Origin of the sequence: Bacteroides timonensis (genome assembly GCF_000513195.1) — a bacterium.
GTDB classification, from domain to species: Bacteria; Bacteroidota; Bacteroidia; order Bacteroidales; family Bacteroidaceae; genus Bacteroides; species Bacteroides timonensis.
Genome location: NZ_CBVI010000016.1, coordinates 117,300 through 134,592, shown reverse-complemented (window position 1 = coordinate 134,592; position 17,293 = coordinate 117,300). Strand labels below are relative to the sequence as shown.

The 17,293-nt window shown below is 46.4% G+C and carries 10 protein-coding genes; 7 read left to right on the top strand and 3 right to left on the bottom strand.

Translation table 11 applies throughout. The features are described from left to right. Positions 1–21: 21 nt before the first annotated feature. The 7 genes from BN161_RS05555 (at position 22) to BN161_RS05525 (ending at position 14,482) form a co-directional block, all read left to right on the top strand. Positions 22–699 (top strand): response regulator transcription factor, encoded by a 678-nt coding sequence (locus tag BN161_RS05555; RefSeq protein ID WP_044263675.1) that lies wholly within the window; start codon positions 22–24, stop codon positions 697–699. 13 nt (positions 700–712) lie between these two features. Beyond that, on the top strand, positions 713–2,044 hold the full coding sequence (locus tag BN161_RS05550) for a sensor histidine kinase (protein WP_044263673.1): 1,332 nt from the start codon (positions 713–715) through the stop codon (positions 2,042–2,044). Positions 2,045–2,128: 84 nt separating this feature from the next. Next, on the top strand, positions 2,129–4,636 hold the full coding sequence (locus tag BN161_RS05545) for an alpha/beta fold hydrolase (protein WP_044263670.1): 2,508 nt from the start codon (positions 2,129–2,131) through the stop codon (positions 4,634–4,636). Between the two features lie 216 nt (positions 4,637–4,852). After that, the gene (locus BN161_RS05540; protein ID WP_044263667.1) at positions 4,853–8,017 is read left to right on the top strand and encodes a SusC/RagA family TonB-linked outer membrane protein; all 3,165 of its coding nucleotides are present in this window, start codon (positions 4,853–4,855) and stop codon (positions 8,015–8,017) included. A gap of 21 nt (positions 8,018–8,038) precedes the next feature. Further along, a complete protein-coding gene (locus tag BN161_RS05535) occupies positions 8,039–9,721 on the top strand; it encodes a RagB/SusD family nutrient uptake outer membrane protein (protein ID WP_044263666.1) in 1,683 nt (560 codons plus the stop codon). A gap of 50 nt (positions 9,722–9,771) precedes the next feature. Continuing rightward, on the top strand, positions 9,772–11,811 hold the full coding sequence (locus BN161_RS05530; protein WP_044263664.1) for a hypothetical protein: 2,040 nt from the start codon (positions 9,772–9,774) through the stop codon (positions 11,809–11,811). A gap of 16 nt (positions 11,812–11,827) precedes the next feature. Beyond that, positions 11,828–14,482, top strand: a complete 2,655-nt coding sequence (locus BN161_RS05525) for a hypothetical protein (RefSeq protein WP_044263662.1) — start codon at positions 11,828–11,830, stop codon at positions 14,480–14,482. A gap of 94 nt (positions 14,483–14,576) precedes the next feature. Here BN161_RS05525 and BN161_RS05520 read toward each other — a convergent pair whose 3' ends face one another. Genes BN161_RS05520 through BN161_RS05510 form a run of 3 tightly spaced genes read right to left on the bottom strand, consistent with a single transcriptional unit; the run spans position 14,577 to position 17,286 of the window. Beyond that, positions 14,577–15,053 (bottom strand): nucleotidyltransferase family protein, encoded by a 477-nt coding sequence (locus BN161_RS05520; RefSeq protein WP_044263660.1) that lies wholly within the window; start codon positions 15,051–15,053, stop codon positions 14,577–14,579. 3 nt (positions 15,054–15,056) lie between these two features. After that, a complete protein-coding gene (locus tag BN161_RS05515) occupies positions 15,057–16,241 on the bottom strand; it encodes a DUF418 domain-containing protein (RefSeq protein ID WP_044263658.1) in 1,185 nt (394 codons plus the stop codon). Then, positions 16,207–17,286 carry an acyltransferase family protein gene (locus BN161_RS05510; RefSeq protein ID WP_044263656.1) on the bottom strand — a complete coding sequence of 360 codons (1,080 nt, stop codon included), beginning with the start codon at positions 17,284–17,286 and terminating at the stop codon, positions 16,207–16,209. Before BN161_RS05510 ends, BN161_RS05515 begins: the two co-directional genes overlap by 35 nt. Positions 17,287–17,293: the final 7 nt, after the last annotated feature.

Genomic DNA, 17,293 nt, shown 5'->3' with positions numbered 1-17,293 from the left:
TTTCTTTAAGTTTTAAAAACTATGGCAAAGATACTGTTGGTAGAAGATGAAGTCAATATAGCCTCTTTCATAGAACGGGGATTGCAGGAATTCGGGCATACGGTTTCTGTAGCTTATAATGGTGCGGATGGTTGGCAGCTGGCCCAGGACGAACCTTTTGACTTACTTGTTCTAGATATAATCATGCCCAAGATGAACGGACTGGACCTATGTAGGCAGTACCGCCAACTCTATGGATACGATTCCCCCGTCATTATGCTTACAGCCTTGGGTACAACAGATGATATTGTAAAAGGACTCTATGCAGGTGCCGATGATTATTTGGTGAAGCCTTTCAGCTTTCAGGAGTTGGAAGCGCGTATCACCGCTTTGCTGCGCAGGAACAAGGAGAAAAGAACTTCGGAGCTTGTTTGCGGTGACCTTATCCTCGATTGCAATACCAGGCGTGCCCGTCGTGGTGACCATGAAATGGAACTGACGGTAAAAGAATACCGCCTTTTAGAGCACTTCATGAATAACCAGGGTGTTGTGCTCTCTCGGGTGAATCTCCTGAAACATGTATGGGATAAGAATTTTGATACGAATACCAATGTAGTAGATGTGTATGTGAACTACCTGCGTACCAAGATCGATAAAGATTATGAAAACAAACTTATCCATACGGTGGTAGGTTTGGGCTATATTATGGAATCTCATTAATTGGAGAATCATAGTGAAGATAGGAAGTAAAATAGCGTTGTTCTATACGGGTATCACGATATGTATGCTTACCTGTATCATGGTTGTTTTCTATTTTTTCATTTATAACTATATCAATAGGCTGTACGATTCTTACTTGGCAGATAAAGCCTATCTTACTGCCCAGAAACACTGGGAAAAGGATGAAGTGGACGAGAGCAGTTATGAAATTATCCGTCAGGAATATGAAGGGCTTCTTCCCCAAGCTAAGGAAATTTTGCTGAATACCGATAGTATGGAGACTGTGAAAGATACACTTGATAAGTATCTGAACGAAGAGCAGCAGAAGCGACTATTCATGGAAGAACCGGTTTCATTCCGTTACAAAAAGGAAGTGGGTGCGGCATTGTATTATCCGGATAATGAAGGTAATTTTATAGTTCTGATACTTGCCCGGAACAACTATGGAACGGAGATACAGAATCATGTGCTTATCCTGATACTTCTTTTGTTCCTTTTCAGCTCCATATCGGTTTATTTCATTGGAAGGTTTTATGCCAATCGAATGTTGGCACCGGTGAAGCGTATTTTGAAAGAGCTGCGGCGCATCCGGGGGAATAATCTGAATATCCGGATTAAGACAGCTGGTAACCATGACGAACTGGACGATCTGATCACTTCAATCAACGGCATGCTCGACCGCATAGACGCGGCTTTCAAGTCCGAAAAATCTTTCGTAAGCAGTGCTTCCCATGAACTTAATAATCCGCTGACGGCCATTCAGGGCGAGTGTGAAATCAGCTTGCTGAAAGAACGTTCGCCACAGGAATATATCAAGGCTTTGAACCGTATTTCGGATGAAAGCAAAAGAATCAGCCTGTTGATAAAATCCCTCCTTTTCCTTTCGCATCAGGATGAAGAACTTCTGAAGAATAATATGGAAGATGTGGACCTGGCAGAACTTCTGATCATACTGTGTGCCGAGAATGAGCGGATGCAGTTCAGGAATACATTTCAGAAAGAGAACCTGCCAGTGGTGAGGGCTAATCTGCATTTGCTGAAAATAGCAATCCGTAATATACTGAACAATGCCTGTAAATATTCCGGTGAACAACCTGTAGCTGTGCGGCTGTATCCTAAGGAAGGGAACACTATTTTGGAAATAGAAGACAAAGGCATTGGCATTCCCGAAGATGAAATACAGCTTATTTTCCAGGCATTCTATCGTGCAATCAATACAAGGGAATATTCAGGTCATGGCATTGGGCTAGGACTTTCTTTGAAGATATTATCTATTTATGGAGCGAGGATGGAAATTTTATCCAAACTAAATACGTATACGAAAGTGTTGATAACCTTTAAGTGATTAAATTATTAGGCTTTGATTTTAAAATAAAATGTATCTTTGTGTCGGTCAAAAATGCTATGGAGTATATTTAATATAGATATTATGAAAAAGAAAAACACTCTTTTACTTTTTTTGTGCTTGTTCAGTCTGTGGGCAGTGGCACAAGAAAAGAAACCTGTAAAGATTGCCTGTGTTGGAAACAGTATCACTTATGGCTCAGGAATTAAAAATCAGTTTCAGAATAGTTATCCGGGGTTGCTTTCCCAGTTTTTGGGTGAAGGGTACGATGTCCGCAATTTCGGAATTAGTGCCCGTGTATTGTTGAATAAGGGGGATCATCCTTATATGCACGAACAGAAGTTTCGTGATCTTTTGGCATTTCAGCCGGATATCGTTACCATTAAATTGGGAACGAATGACAGCAAACCCTGGAACTGGCGTTATGGAAAAGACTTTAAGAAGGATTTGACGGAAATGCTGGATATTCTTCAGGAATTGCCTTCCAAACCTAAGATATATCTTTGTTTGCCTGTTCCTGCCGTAAAACGGAATTTTGGTATTAACGATAGCGTAATTACAAACGGTATTATTCCTGTAATACGCAGTGTAGCGAAGAAACGTCATCTGCCTGTTGTGGATCTTTATGCACTGCTGAAGCCATATCCTGATTACTATACAGATGGTATCCACCCCAATGAACAAGGAGCTGCATTGATTGCCGGTGAACTTTATCGTACACTGACCGGTAATGAGGCGCCTGTAATTGTTACCGATCAACCTTTCCCCGGTAAGAAGTCGCAATGGGAAGGGTTCGATCGTTATGATTTTATTTGTAATGCACGCCGCGCTATCGTTGTTGCTCCCCGCAAGGTAGCGGAAGGGCGTCCCTGGATATGGCGTCCTGCATTTTTCGGAGCTTTCCCTTCGGTAGATAAGGCTTTGTTGGAAAAAGGTTTCCATGTGGCGTATTATGATTTGACTCATCTTTATGGAAGTCCGCGTGCGCAACGTCTGGGCACTGATTTCTATGAAGTCATGCGCAGATATTATCGTCTTTCTCCCAAAGTGACGTTAGAAGGCTTCAGCCGTGGCGGATTATTCGCATTTAACTGGGCAGCAAATAATCCAGATAAAGTGGCCTGTATCTATGTGGACGCTCCTGTATGCGATATGCTCTATTTCTCCGAGAACTGGGAACGTGATTTCTGGAAAGGCTTCCTTGCAGAATGGGGATTGACTGAAGAAAATGCCAAAGACTTCAAAGGAAATCCGATTGATAACCTGGCTCCATTAGCGGCTGCCGGTATTCCAGTGATGGGCGTTTGCGGTGATAGTGACAAGATTGTGCCGTATGAAAAGCACATGAAGATTGCTGCTGAACGTTATCGTGCTTTGGGAGGTAATGTCGAAATCATATTGAAACCCGGTTGCGATCACCATCCCCATAGCTTGGATAATGCTGAACCGGTTGTTGATTTTATAATCCGTAACCAACCGGATTATCAGAAGAAACAAGTAATCCATCAACGTGGTAGCCTTACTAACTCTTATCTGAAGTTTGCGAAAGAGAAAAAAGGTTGTGTCGCTTTTCTGGGTGGCTCCATTACCGAAATGCGTGGTTGGCGGAATATGATACAGGAAGATTTGAAACAGCGTTTCCCGGAAACTGAATTCACGTTCATTGATGCCGGAATACCTTCTACCGGAAGCACTCCTCATGCTTTCCGTTTTGAAAATGATGTATTGCAGAAAGGAATGCCTGATTTATTATTTGTTGAGGCAGCGGTAAATGATGATACAAACGGATTCGATTATATCCGGCAGACGCGCGGTATGGAGGGTATTATTCGTCATGCCCGTACTGTCAGTTCGGAAATGGATATTGTCATGCTTCACTTTATTTACGATCCATTCATACCTTTGTTGGACAAGGGTATGCAACCCCAGGTTATTATGAATCATGAAAGTGTAGCCAATCATTATTATGTTTCCTCTATCAATCTGGCGGAAGAAGTGGCGCAGCGTATGCGCGATGGTGAGTTCGATTGGAAAGAATTTGGTGGCACACATCCTGCTTGGAACGGTCATACATATTATGCTGCCGCTATAAACCGTCTCTTCGACCTTGAATGGAGTGGTGGCGTGGCAAAGAAAACCGTCCTGGCACATGAGGTACCGGAAAAACCGATAGATTCCTATTCTTATGATAAAGGTGTATTTGTAGATGTTCGTTCCGCCAAGCAACTGAATGGTTGGAAAGTAGTGGATGACTGGACGCCTACAGTGAAAGGGAATACCCGTAAAGGTTTCGTACATGTTCCCATGTTGGTGGCTGATCGTGCCGGAGCCAGTCTTTCATTCTCTTTTGAAGGACGTGCTGTAGGTATCTTCTGCGCAGCCGGTCCGCAAGCCTGTGTGCTGGAATACAGTGTGGATGGCGCTCCGTTCAAGAAGCTGGATACACTTACCGATTGGAGTCGAAACCTATACATTCCATGGGTGTATATGCTGGAAACAGAACTGGCTTCCGGTCAGCATACCTTGCGTTTGCGTATAGCCAAAGGTGAGAGAACCGGGTGTCAGATACGTAATTTCGTAGTGAATCAGTAAGTCTTTATCCCCTTCACAGTACCTCTGTGAGGGGGATAAAAACAAATTGTACCTTTATTAATAACATTTCAGGAGCGAGGATTAACCAATCTGTCTCCTCTTCATAACATTCTTTTCAAAGTCTTTCAACTTCATTTCATACATTTGTCGTGGTTTCTTTTGTAAACGAAAAAGAACACAATAAAATCTTTGATATTAACCATTAAACAATGTACAATGAGAAAGACATTCTTTGAAAAGTGCATAAATTTGCATTTATGCCGTGTTGCATTGGTACTGCTACTTCTGGTACCTGCAATCAGTAGTCTTCAGGCTATCCCTTCTCAAAGCAAAACCATTTCGGGAGTTGTGACATCTGCCACGGACAATGAGCCGTTGATTGGTGTCAGCGTCCAGGTGAAAGAGACTTCCACCGGTGGAATAACCGATATGGACGGTAAATATTCTGTAACAGCCCAAATTGGGCAAACGCTGGTATTCTCTTATATCGGCTACAAATCTTTGGAATTTAAAGTAGGTGATTCTTCGGTTATCAATGTTTCATTAAAAGAAGATACCGAAATGCTGGATGAAGTAGTCGTGGTAGGTTACGGCGTTCAGAAAAAGAAACTCGTAACCGGTGCTACGGTTCAGGTGAAGGGTGAAAACATTGCCAAACTGAATACAACGAACCCTCTCTCTGCTTTGCAGGGACAAACACCCGGTGTGAACATTGTCTCTACTTCCGGACAGCCAGGTGCCAGCATGAGTGTAACCATTCGTGGACTGGGTACGGTGGGTAATTCTCAGCCTCTCTATCTTATCGATGGTGTGGGGGGCGACATTTCTACTCTGAATCCTGCTGATATTGAAAGTATCGATGTATTGAAAGATGCTGCTTCGGCTGCTATTTATGGTGCGCAGGCTGCTAATGGTGTAGTGTTGGTTACTACAAAAAGTGGTAAGGAAGGTACTTGTAGAATCAGCTATGATGGTTTTGCCGGTTGGCAGACGATAGGTCGCAAGTACAGTATGCTCAATGCTTCAGAGTATATGAATATTATGGATGAAGCCCGTCTCAACTCAGGCATGTCGCCGGTGGATTGGGCTTCGCTTAGCTCCATACATGATGCTAGGGGGAATATATATGATACTGACTGGATTGACCAGGCAATTGAAGATGGCGGATTAACTACCAGCCACAACCTCTCGTTCACTGGTGGTTCCAAAACTTCTACTTATGCTATTTCAGGTGGCTACACAGGTCAGGATGGCCTGATTGGTGGCTCAGATGTTTCTTATTATAAAAGGTATAACTTCCGCGTCAACTCTGAACATAAGATGTGGAACGGACTGGTGACTGTGGGCGAACATGTGAGCTTTGTGTGGAAAGATACGCGCGGCATGAATACCGGTAACATCTGGAACAACAACCTTCGCAGCGCTTTCTCTGCGTCTCCCATTATTCCCGTTTATGATGCCGATGGCAACTATAACTCCACGGTGAACTCCGATTGGAACGTGAACGACGGCAATCCTTACGGCAGCATGATGGTGAACCGCTACAACAACAGCAAGAACGGTTCGCTCGATGCCAACGTATATGTGCAGATTGAACCCGTCAAGAACCTGAGATTCAAGACGGTGTATGGCATCAGTTACGGCGCTTCCGACTACCGCTCCTATACACCTAAGTACCAGTTCACTCCGCAGACCGCCAACACCGTAAGCAAAGTGAGCCAGAGCCATGGGCACGGCATGTCGATGGTGTGGACCAATACCCTCTCTTACGATTTCGATCTGCCCGACAATCATCACATAAATGCCTTGATAGGTAGCGAAATGTCCACCTATGACGGTAGCAACACCGAAGGTTCCAACACGGGCCTTATCCCCGGATTTGATGATTGGGACCATGCTTATCTGGTAAACACCAACGGAACAGAGAATAAAACAGTGAAGGGGGCGCCTTACGATTCTACTCGCGGCATGTCATTTTTCGCTCGCCTGGGTTGGACGTGGAAAGAACGCTATATGGTAAATGCTACTATGCGTGCCGATGGTTCGTCGAAGTTTGCCAAAGGTCACCGCTGGGGATATTTCCCTTCGGTATCTGCCGGATGGACTATCTCTGAAGAGAAATTCATGGATTCGGTGAGGTCTTGGTTCGATTTCTTAAAGATACGTGTCAGCTGGGGTCAGGTGGGTAACGCCAATATCAATTGCTATCAATATCTTGCTCCCGTGTCTACCACGAATACCAATTATAACTTCGGTATAGCTGGAGGTCAGGACGGATGGGTTACGGGTTCGTATACCAGCCGCCTTGCCAATGAGAAAGTGAAATGGGAGACCTCTGAACAATATAATGTGGGTATCGATGCCCGTTTCCTGAATGGGCGTCTCGCGCTTACTGCCGACGGTTATATCAAGAACACCAAGGACTGGTTGGTACAGGCTCCCGTATTGGCTACGGCGGGTACCGACGGCCCCATTGTCAACGGTGGTGACGTAAAAAACAAAGGTGTCGAGCTGGGTCTCTCCTGGAACGATCAGATAGGTAAGGATTTCACTTACAGTATAGGTGGTAATTTTGCCTACAACCATAACGAAGTGGGAAGCATCCCTACCGAAGACGGTATCATTCATGGCGCTACCAATCAAATCTATAGTAATGCGGAAGAGTTCTACCGTGCCGAAAACGGTCATGCCATAGGTTACTTCTGGGGCTTCAAGACAGCCGGTATCTTTCAGAACAAGCAGGAGATTAACGACTGGATCGCTGCCGGAAACGGTGTGTTCCAAAATAGTGTACAACCCGGCGATGTGAAGTATATTGATGTGAATCACGATGGTGCCATCGATGCCAATGATAAGGTGGATTTAGGCAACGGACTTCCCAAATACACATTCGGTTTTAACATTAACCTGGGCTATAAAGGTTTCGACCTGAGCCTGAACGCTACCGGTGCCGCCGGTTTCCAGATTGCGCAGTCTTATCGCGATCCTAACTCTTCGCAGGCCAACTATAGCCGTCAGATACTGAACCGCTGGACGGGCGAAGGCACCAGCAACCGGATTCCCCGCGTGACCTACGGTGATGTGGGCAACTGGCAATTCTCCGACCTTTATTTGCAGGATGGCGACTACATCCGCTTGCAGAACATCACTTTGGGGTACGACTTCAAGCGTCTCATCTCCTGGAAGGGCTTGTCGAAACTGCGTCTCTATGTGCAGGCTCAAAACCTCTTCACGCTGACCAAGTACGACGGTATGGATCCCGAAATCGGTTCATACAACGGCACGGACGGTAACAACAACGATACATGGGTATCGGGCGTAGATATGGGTTACTATCCACACCCGCGTACCTTCATTGTGGGTATTAATCTTGCGTTTTAAATCATGAAAAAGAAAAGTAATATGAATACAAAACATATATTATTGACGAGTGCGCTCGCTGTGTCAGCCTTGGTTTTCACATCGTGTGAAGACTTCTTCGACACTTCATCAAAAAAAGACCTGAATACTGAAACGGCTTACAGCAACCTGGAGTCTGCCGAAATGGCTTTAGTGGGCTGTTACGACGGATGGCAACGTACTATTTCCGATGCGGGGGTGGGTATGTATCTGTTGGCGGAATTTGCTTCCGAACAGGCCTTTGCCGGTCTCGGCCTTTCGGATGCTAAAAACAATAATGTGATTGACCAGTTCAATCTGGGCATCGCGCCTTCATACAACGATATTTTTAATGCGGATTGGCAGAACTATTATAAAGCCGTATTCCGTTGCAACCAACTCATCGCTCAGGAGGAAAACATTGACTGGGCCGGTGACGCCAAGGCGCAAGGACGCGTGATGGGCGAAGCGCACGCTCTTCGCGGCATTCTTTATTTCGACCTTGTCCGTATGTTCGGTGATGTTCCTTTGCTTACTGCCCCTTCCGAAGAAAATATTCCCCGTTCTCCGGCAAGCGATGTCTATAAACTCATCTTTGAAGACTTCAAGTATGCGATCGAGCATATTCCTGCCGATGCTTACCCTTTGGATAATAACGATACCAACGATGGCCGCATCACCAAGTATGCCGCGGAAGCGCTGATGGCTCGTGCCTACCTTTATTATACCGGTTACTATGGTGCCGAACATTCTTCATGCACCAAAGCCGAGGCTGTGGCTGCCATCAACGATGTGGTGCAGAATGGGAAATATGAACTGGAAAAAAAATATGCCGACTTCTGGATGCCCGCTTGCACCACCGATGCTTCAAGCGGCGACACGTATGCCTGGAATACAACCTACGCCGGCAAGTGGTACGATGGTTCCGCCTGGCAAGCCGGACAAGGTAAACTCTCGGCAGAAATTGTGCTCAATCTGAAGATGAATACTACTCATGACTACAATGGCAATGGTGATGGTAATGCTTTCTCTGTTTATCTGGGACCTCGCAACAGGAGTGCTACGAGTGTATGTATTGCCAGTGGCTGGGGGGCTTGCCCGGTGACTCCCGCTTTCGTGGAGCAATATAAGAATGATCCTCGCTTCAATGCTTGCGTATGGAGTTGCAGCGAAGCCGGTTTCAATGCCGATATCACCGATTCGTATGAATACACGGGTTATTATACCCGCAAGTATGCGCCGATGTGCTTTGCCGATGGTACGCGTCAGGAAGTCGGATTCAAGTTGGGTGAGCAGCACCAGAACATTACTTACTATCAGGATTACACCATCATGCGTTATGCCGATGTACTGCTGATGCATTCCGAACTCAATGGTAATGCCGATGGATTAAATCAGGTTCACCAGCGTGTATATCCCGGTGAGACACTGGCTTACAGCATTGAAAACATCCGTAAGGAACGCGCCATAGAATTAGCTTTCGAGGGCGTGCACTATTGGGACTTGATGCGTTATGAGAAAGAGGGTGCATACGCTGCACGTGTCATCGCTGCCGCACAAAATGGCGCCAAGGTGATGAACGGTGGAAATGAAGAAACCACTTCATTCTCCGAAAGCAATTTCACCTCGAAGAAAGGGCTGATGCAGATTCCGAATACACAAATCACCCTTTCGGGTAATGTGCTTACTCAGAATGCCGGTTGGTAAATCCACGAAGGCTTAGGTTTATCAAGGAAAAACATTAAAAATAATAAGATATGAAATTGAATTATTATATATATACGCTCATTGCAGGCTTGGTGTTGATGTTGTCGGCCTGTTCACCCGATGAATATGATATGGGCAAGAAAACCTATGTATCCGATGACTTGGCGGAAGGCATTGCCTACACTGTGACTATTAAGGGAAATGAAGTACGCCTCAAGTCGAATATTACCGGTTGCACTCCGCTGTGGGTTACTCCGCAGGGACGCTCTCAAGAGAACGAACTTGCCGTCAGCTTGCCTTTTGCAGGTGAGTATGAGGTGACTTTCGGTGTAGAGACACCCGGTGGTGTCGTATATGGCGAACCTTATGCTTTTAATCTGGCACAAAACGACTTCTCGCTGTTGAGCGATGAGAAGTGGTTCTTGCTGGCGTATGAGGATTTCAAGTCGGGCAATGCTATTCCTGATGCTGAGACATTGGCTGAGGGAGTTAGTAAAAAATGGTATCCTTGCGATGGTAATTATGGTATCGGACAGTGTTCAGGGCCTGTGATGTATCTGTCTCCATACGATCCTGACGGTGACGGCGCCGGATATACCCAGGATGATGTGGATAACGGAGTCTATAAAGATATCGTCTTCGGCACCGGAAATTGGAAACCCAACTGGGATCCGGGCTTCCAAAGCTGGCTCATTCCCGAAACCGATGCCTATATGGATTCGTATATGACCTTCAGCATGGATGCCGCCAATGGTTGTGTGGCTACTATGTATCGCGGTGAGGCTGGAGTAAAAGGCTCAAGCACTGGTACCAATATGAAAGGAAAGTTCAACATGAATCTCACTGAAAAGACCAAACCTACCATCACCTTCACCGATTGCTATTCCATGCATAACGTGGCTTTCGATGAAGTATGTTCCAACTACACGCAGGATATTCAGATTATAGAACTTACTCCGTATATACTGCAAGTGGCAACCAAGCGTACCAATTCTGAAGGTAACTGGTACATTGTATGGAACTTTGTGTCCGAAGAGGTGATTGCAACCAAAGGCGAATGTATTCCTAAAGAAGATAGTGGACTGATAGAGAAGGCTGCCCCTGTGCTTCCTACATTCGATAACCTGACTACCGACCTCTTCACTACCGAAATCAACGGTGTGACTTATGTAGGCAATCAGATGACATTCAACCTCGATACCGAAGCACCCTACGACTGGTTGTGGTGGAACGGCTCCCCCAGCTCACAGAAGTGGGAAAGCGTGACAGGAGGTGTCTACAATGACTCATGGGCGCCTGCTGCCGGTGATGAGGTGGAAGACTTTGAGCTTATCTTGAGTAAAGCCTCCGATGGTTCGTACAATTATGAATACGGTGAAATCAGCGGTAAGGTGACCATTGCAGAAGGTGTGATGACTTTCGACAAGGAAATCACTATCCTTACTGCTTCAAGCGATCAGCGTACGGTTGCTGTTACAGGCAGTGAGTTTACGGTGCTCGGTGTTGAGGCTGGTGAAACATTGGCTATCGGTATTCCCGAATCGAGAGACGAGAATGGAGTGGTAAATTCTTATCTTGTTGCCAATCTGCTTTATAAGAAGATTAGTACGGGTGGCCCGGAAGGCCCCACGGTCGTAGGTATTGACAACTCTACAATTGCCGAACACACTTGGTTGGAGAATGGATGCATCCGTATCGGTTTCCATCACTACGGTGATACGGGTACCGGTATCTTTAAGGACGTAGCCTCTGTGAAATTGAAGAAGAACCAGACTATCAGCGTGACCTTTAAAATAAATGGCGGAATCACTTGGACAGCTGCTCCCAAATGTGCATTGATTGATAACAATATCAAGCAAACCTGGGAACCCGGATGCTTCGACCTTGATGATGCGGTAACTGTGAATACTACCGGCGAAACGACCGTTACTCTGACTAATACTACCGGAGCTACTGTAACGTTCCTTCCTACCTGTCTCGACCTCTCCATACAGTACACCGATTACGGCACCGCTGATGTCATGGCAGAAGACGGAAATCCCGATTGGAGCGCCGTTGGATTTGAGATTGTATCTTGCACCATTCAATAAATAATAGTATAGAAATATGAAAAGCAAAATATTATTTGGAATAATGGCTCTCGTCATAGGTGTTTTGGTGACGGGATGCAGTGATGATGACTATGCGATTAACGCTACCCCTCTTCTCACCGACTCGTCCGTAGTGACGGGTTCGGCAGATGTGACTGCCACATCTGCCACACTGCACGGTACCGTATCGGGACTCGAAAACCAATCCGCCAGCGCATACGTCACTGGTTTCAACTACGGTGCTGCTGTCGATGACCTTACCGAAAGGATAGTTGCTACAGGTGGTGACGAATTTGCAGCCACCGTCACCGGCAGCGTGAACCAGACCATTTACTACCAGGCATACGTCACCCTGCAAGGCAAAGTTACCTATAAGGGCGTAGTGAAAAGCCTTGTGCTGACCAATGCCCGTGCCACAACAGGCGATGCAACCCAAGTAGGTGCCAACAAGGCAACTTTGGCCGGTTCACTTGCCGACTTTCCCACAGATGCCGAAAGCGGTATCATGGTGTCGGGTATAGCAGGTACCGAGAATGTACGTGCCGGCGTGCGCATCGCCACCGATGCCAAAGGAAGCTATACGGTGAATGTGGAAGGCTTGCTACCCAACACCACCTATTATTATGTAGCTTACCTTGACCTCGGTGCAGGCGTAGTGTATGGTGAAGAGAAGTCATTCACTACTACGGCTCACGTGTTCGACCTCGACAATGACCTTGTAGACCTTGGCCTTTCTACCAAATGGGCGAAATACAATGTAGGTGCTACCTCGGAAACGGAAATTGGCGGTCTGTTTGGTTTCGGTGATATGACGGGCTTTAATACCAGTATCGACCCTGCACACTATGCTTCTGCCGATATCTACAAAACTGTTAATGACATAGCCAACAAAGCGTTTGGTGGAAAAGTTACAATGCCTACCATTGCCGAGTTTGAAGAACTCTTTGCACTCTGCACCAAAGAATGGGTTGAGGTGGAAGGTGTGGCCGGATATAAGTTCACCGGCCCCAATGGAAATTCTATTTTTATGCCTGCCGCAGGTTCACGTACGCAAGGCACTGTTACCGGTGCCGGGATGGAAGGTTATTATCTTTCCGGCTCCATCAATGCTTCTGACGGTCAGTTTGCTATGAGTTATCACTTCAACAGTGCAGCCGACACGCGTACTACCACTCCTGTTTATCAAGCTCTTGCCATCCGTCCGGTTTCTGCTGCCAAGAATGTCCCGTTCGTTAAAGATTTGCTCTATCAGACTTGGGAAATCGACTTGAAGAGTGATGGCTCCTATCTTATCTTCCCCGGTCCTACTTATTTTTATGGCATGGATGATAGCTGGCGGACTGTTTCCAACGGTGAACCGGTGCTTGGTGATTCCTGGTGCTGGGCTGCCGACTTTGCCGGAAACAGCTGGGCTGTAGGCGGAAGTGCCGACAATTGCCGCGGAACCATGACCTTCTCGAAGGAAGAAGACGGAACGAATAAGGTGGTCGTTTCGCAAGTCACTGCCGAAGGCACATTCGTTGAAAGTGAAGGCACGTTCACCATCAACGAGGAGGACAAAACCCTCACGCTCGATGTGGACATTTTAGCTCCGGCTAATTTTGTTCCCGATTTTGTGAACGACAAGAAGACGAACATCAAGATACTCTCTTTGACGGAATCGGCCATGCAGCTTGCCGTGGTGCGCACCGACCCCACACAGGGTGCGGCACAGCTCAGCGTCAACTACATCCCGCAACTGAATAAGTATGGGTTCACTGCCAAACTGACTTGCTGTGGCGGCGGCGGCGCTCCCGACGGATGGAACTCGGCTGTGACCACAATTCCTGCCGGTGATGCCGGAGTGGGCACCTATACGATAACGTTCAATGCCGAAGCCCCCCGTACTTTTGGCCAGGTTTATGTGCTTGATATTGAAGGATACGCTGCTGCTTATCCCAATGCTCTGGTGCGCATAGACGCCATCAAGGCCGACGGCAAGGAAGTGAAGTTCGATGCCGGCAAGTTCTTCTACGGCAATATCGAAGGTGGCGGCAACTACCGTGTAGAGCTGGCAAACATCTGGGGATGCGGCCACAACGACGGCTGGAATGGCCTGAAAGATACGCCGTTCCAAGAAGGTGGTGGCGAAACCATCGAAGAGACGGCTTTGGCATTCGAGTCGACGTTCGAGGTGACCTTTACTATTGTTTCTATCAGCAGTAACGGCGCAGGCGTGTATACACCTAATCTGGTTACCGTCAATCCTTCATGGACAAGCGATTGGGGTTTCAATCAAGGGGCTACGTTCGAGGTGAAGTATGAAAACTTCCAATACATCCTTGATGCTCCCCAATTCGATATCAAGTACGAAGCTACCGATTATGCCGCAGGCTCCATCATGACCTTCATTGAAGTGGCGGACCTTTACGGCTTCTTCCCCGGTACGCATGCCACGTTGGATAATTTCTACCTCGATGGTACAGAAGTAACATTCGATGCGACGAAAGTGCTTGATGCCAATGAAAGTCCCAAGTATCGCCTGGAGCTTTGGAATTGTTATGGAGCGACGAAGACGGGCGGCTGTGCTTTCGGTACACCCGACGGAGACGTCATCAAGGAACTCGGTTTCAGCAGTTCTATGGAAGTGAAGTTTACGTTCCACAACCTTTTTGCTGTTCCGCAGTGGTAGTCGGGAATAGAATATGATGTATTCGCGAAATTAAGGACGCGTATGTATTAAAAATGAAGATGAGGAAGACGAAGCGCCTTCCTCATTTTAATTTTTAGTATCTCCCTTCCAAGTTTCTGAGTTGATTAATTCTCCGATAATCTTTTTCTCTGCCGAAAAGGGATAATACCCTTATTTGCTCTTTCAATGTAGGTATTCTTATAGTGACATTTTCTATGTGAAGGGTTATGTACTCTTCAATAAAGACCGGTCGCCATTCCTTATCTTTACATACCTGCAATTCTCCCATAACCTCTACATCCATCAGTGGAAGCTGAAAGCGTGCAAAGTTAGAACGAAACAACTCATTTTCTTTTGTAAGCGGTGCAGTTTCCATATATTCCTTAAGGGAGAGTTGCAATTTATCAGAGCCTTTTGAAGTTGTGAGTATATCAATGTCCGCAGTATCGCCAATCTCGTAACCATGTAATATCATGGCTGAGGCTCCGATTATACAGGAATAAGGTGCAACTTCTTTTAGTTCGTCAGCTATAAAAGCGAGCGTTTGGGTAATTCTTTCTTTTATTTCCATAGCTTATTTATTGGCGCGTGACGAGCCTATCCAAGTCCATTTATGCCAGATGTGCTCCAGCGGTCCTTGTTTGTGCTTGCTCAGCCACCATTTGCTGAATTTCACTTGCAGCAGGAATAAGACAAAACCAATCAGCAGACTCAGCGTATAGCCGCAGTAAGGTGCCAGATAAAGTCCGAACGGGAAGTAGACAATGGCTCCCAGAATGGACTGCGTGATATAGTTGGTCAAACTCATCTTTCCATAATACCGGAGACTGGAAACGCCTTTGCTGAAACCTTTCTTCTGATATAACAGGATGAACGAAGCTATCAGCACAAAGGTAAACGCCAGCTTTTGCCACATATCAAATGCCGTTCCCACCGTTTGCTGAACCAAAGCGTCGCTCTTCATGATTAATTCTTTCAACTGATATAGCGGAGCGAAAGCTACGGCTCCGATGATAAGCGCCGTTATCCAAAAACGGATATTCTTCTCATTGGTGACAAACAGTTGCTTTCTGCCTATGTAGAACCCTAACAGGAAAAGCCCCGCTGTCTGCAAAAAACGACCGGCTCCTACTGCCCACAAGAAGCTGGCTTTCTGCCCTAATGTAACATTTCCCCAGAAAAATTGGCCTAAAGTTCCTGTTTTGGTGTACTCTGCCACTTCCGCATACATGGCTCCCACTCCTAAATCGGGTAGCTGGTGTGCCGGATTGATCAGGCTCATTATATAATGATACCATTCTATCGGTTGCAGCAGAAAGAGAATGGCTAACACCAATATCATCCGATTGCTCAAGTTACGGAATAGAAACAGAACCACCCCTACCACTACAAACAGCAACAGCACGTCACCGGCAGGAAAGAAAGCGGCATTCAGCGTGGCGAAACCTGCAAGCAGTACGAGGCGCCACAGAAAGCGGTAACCGAAGTCCTTTCCTTGTTTCTTCTGATTGTTGCATTGAATGTAGAAGGTAAATCCGAAAAGCAAGGCGAAAATGGCATAGGCCTTTCCGGCAAACAGGGAGAAGACAGTATTCAGCACGCCTTGGTCCAGAACATTCAGCCAAGCGGGAGAATCAGTGGGATAGACGGGGAAGATGAAGTGCTCCAGATTGTGCACCAGGATGATAGCCATTACGGCAAAGCCTCTCAAGGCATCTACTACCTCAATGCGAGGCGTTTTCGATAAAGGTTGTTCCATTCGATTGATTGTTTAGTATTCTTTTTATCAGTTTGTTCATCGGCTTTTCAAAACGATAGTAGGACAGCAGGCTAAGCAGCAGTATGATGCCCAGGAGAACCGGTACCGATACCATCCAGCTGATTTGCCAACCGCTCTGCTTCTGCCATTCCACATACGTCAGCAATACGAAGAGGTGGATTAAATAGAAACTGTAACTGATTTCACCTCCTATTATCAGGTAGCGGTTATTTAATAGTCGGGAAAGACTTCCTTTCTGCAACGCAAAGCTCAACAGAATCAGTGACACCGGAAGCCAATAGTAGCAGGAGTAACGATATACTTTAGGTATTTCGGTCGCATAAAGGTAGAACCCTGCAAAGATGGCTATGGACAGCACTTCGATGATAGTGCCTTGCCGGTAACTGATTTCCCGGTCTTTCAGATAGCGATAGACTTGAAACAGAAGCATCCCCACAATGAAGTCGGGAAACCGGGTGATGGGGTTTACATACCAATATCCTTTGATGTCTTCTTCCGGAGTGAAGTGCATGCCGATGACAACCAGCAGGGCGCAAAAGAGGAAAAAGAGGAATAGCCTTTTGCTGTTTCTTGCCAAAGGTATCAGGAACGGGAAGCAGAAGTAAAACAGTTGTTCGCAGCACAAACTCCATGATGGGCTGTTGAAGGAGAAGAAATAATCCGGCCGGGGGATGTAAGCCTGCGTCAGTGTGAGGGATGCCAGGAAATGTCTGCACCAGTCGGCGGTGCCGGTGTACACCACGTAGCCTCCCAGCAGGGCTGCCAGCAATAGCGTGAGCCAGTGCAGGGGATAGACGCGGGCGATGCGGGCTATCCAGAATTTCCGTTTGGTGGTGGTGTGTTCCGTCAGTTTCTCTTGATAGTTGTAGGCGATGATGAAACCACTTAGTACAAAGAAAAAGCAAACTCCTACGAAGCCTTCTTTAAAGAAATGCACGTCAAAGAAGGGAGCTATTACATAACAGTGCGCTCCAAATACCATCAGTGCAAATATCAACCGTAAGGATGTAAGCGTGTTAATCATGGATAAA

Coding starts and splice junctions, on each gene's coding strand:
- BN161_RS05535 (WP_044263666.1), top strand. CDS start 8,039: ATGAATACAAAACATATATTATTGACGAGTGCGCTCGCTGTGTCAGCC.
- BN161_RS05510 (WP_044263656.1), bottom strand. CDS start 17,286: ATGATTAACACGCTTACATCCTTACGGTTGATATTTGCACTGATGGTA.
- BN161_RS05515 (WP_044263658.1), bottom strand. CDS start 16,241: ATGGAACAACCTTTATCGAAAACGCCTCGCATTGAGGTAGTAGATGCC.
- BN161_RS05520 (WP_044263660.1), bottom strand. CDS start 15,053: ATGGAAATAAAAGAAAGAATTACCCAAACGCTCGCTTTTATAGCTGAC.
- BN161_RS05525 (WP_044263662.1), top strand. CDS start 11,828: ATGAAAAGCAAAATATTATTTGGAATAATGGCTCTCGTCATAGGTGTT.
- BN161_RS05545 (WP_044263670.1), top strand. CDS start 2,129: ATGAAAAAGAAAAACACTCTTTTACTTTTTTTGTGCTTGTTCAGTCTG.
- BN161_RS05540 (WP_044263667.1), top strand. CDS start 4,853: ATGAGAAAGACATTCTTTGAAAAGTGCATAAATTTGCATTTATGCCGT.
- BN161_RS05530 (WP_044263664.1), top strand. CDS start 9,772: ATGAAATTGAATTATTATATATATACGCTCATTGCAGGCTTGGTGTTG.
- BN161_RS05555 (WP_044263675.1), top strand. CDS start 22: ATGGCAAAGATACTGTTGGTAGAAGATGAAGTCAATATAGCCTCTTTC.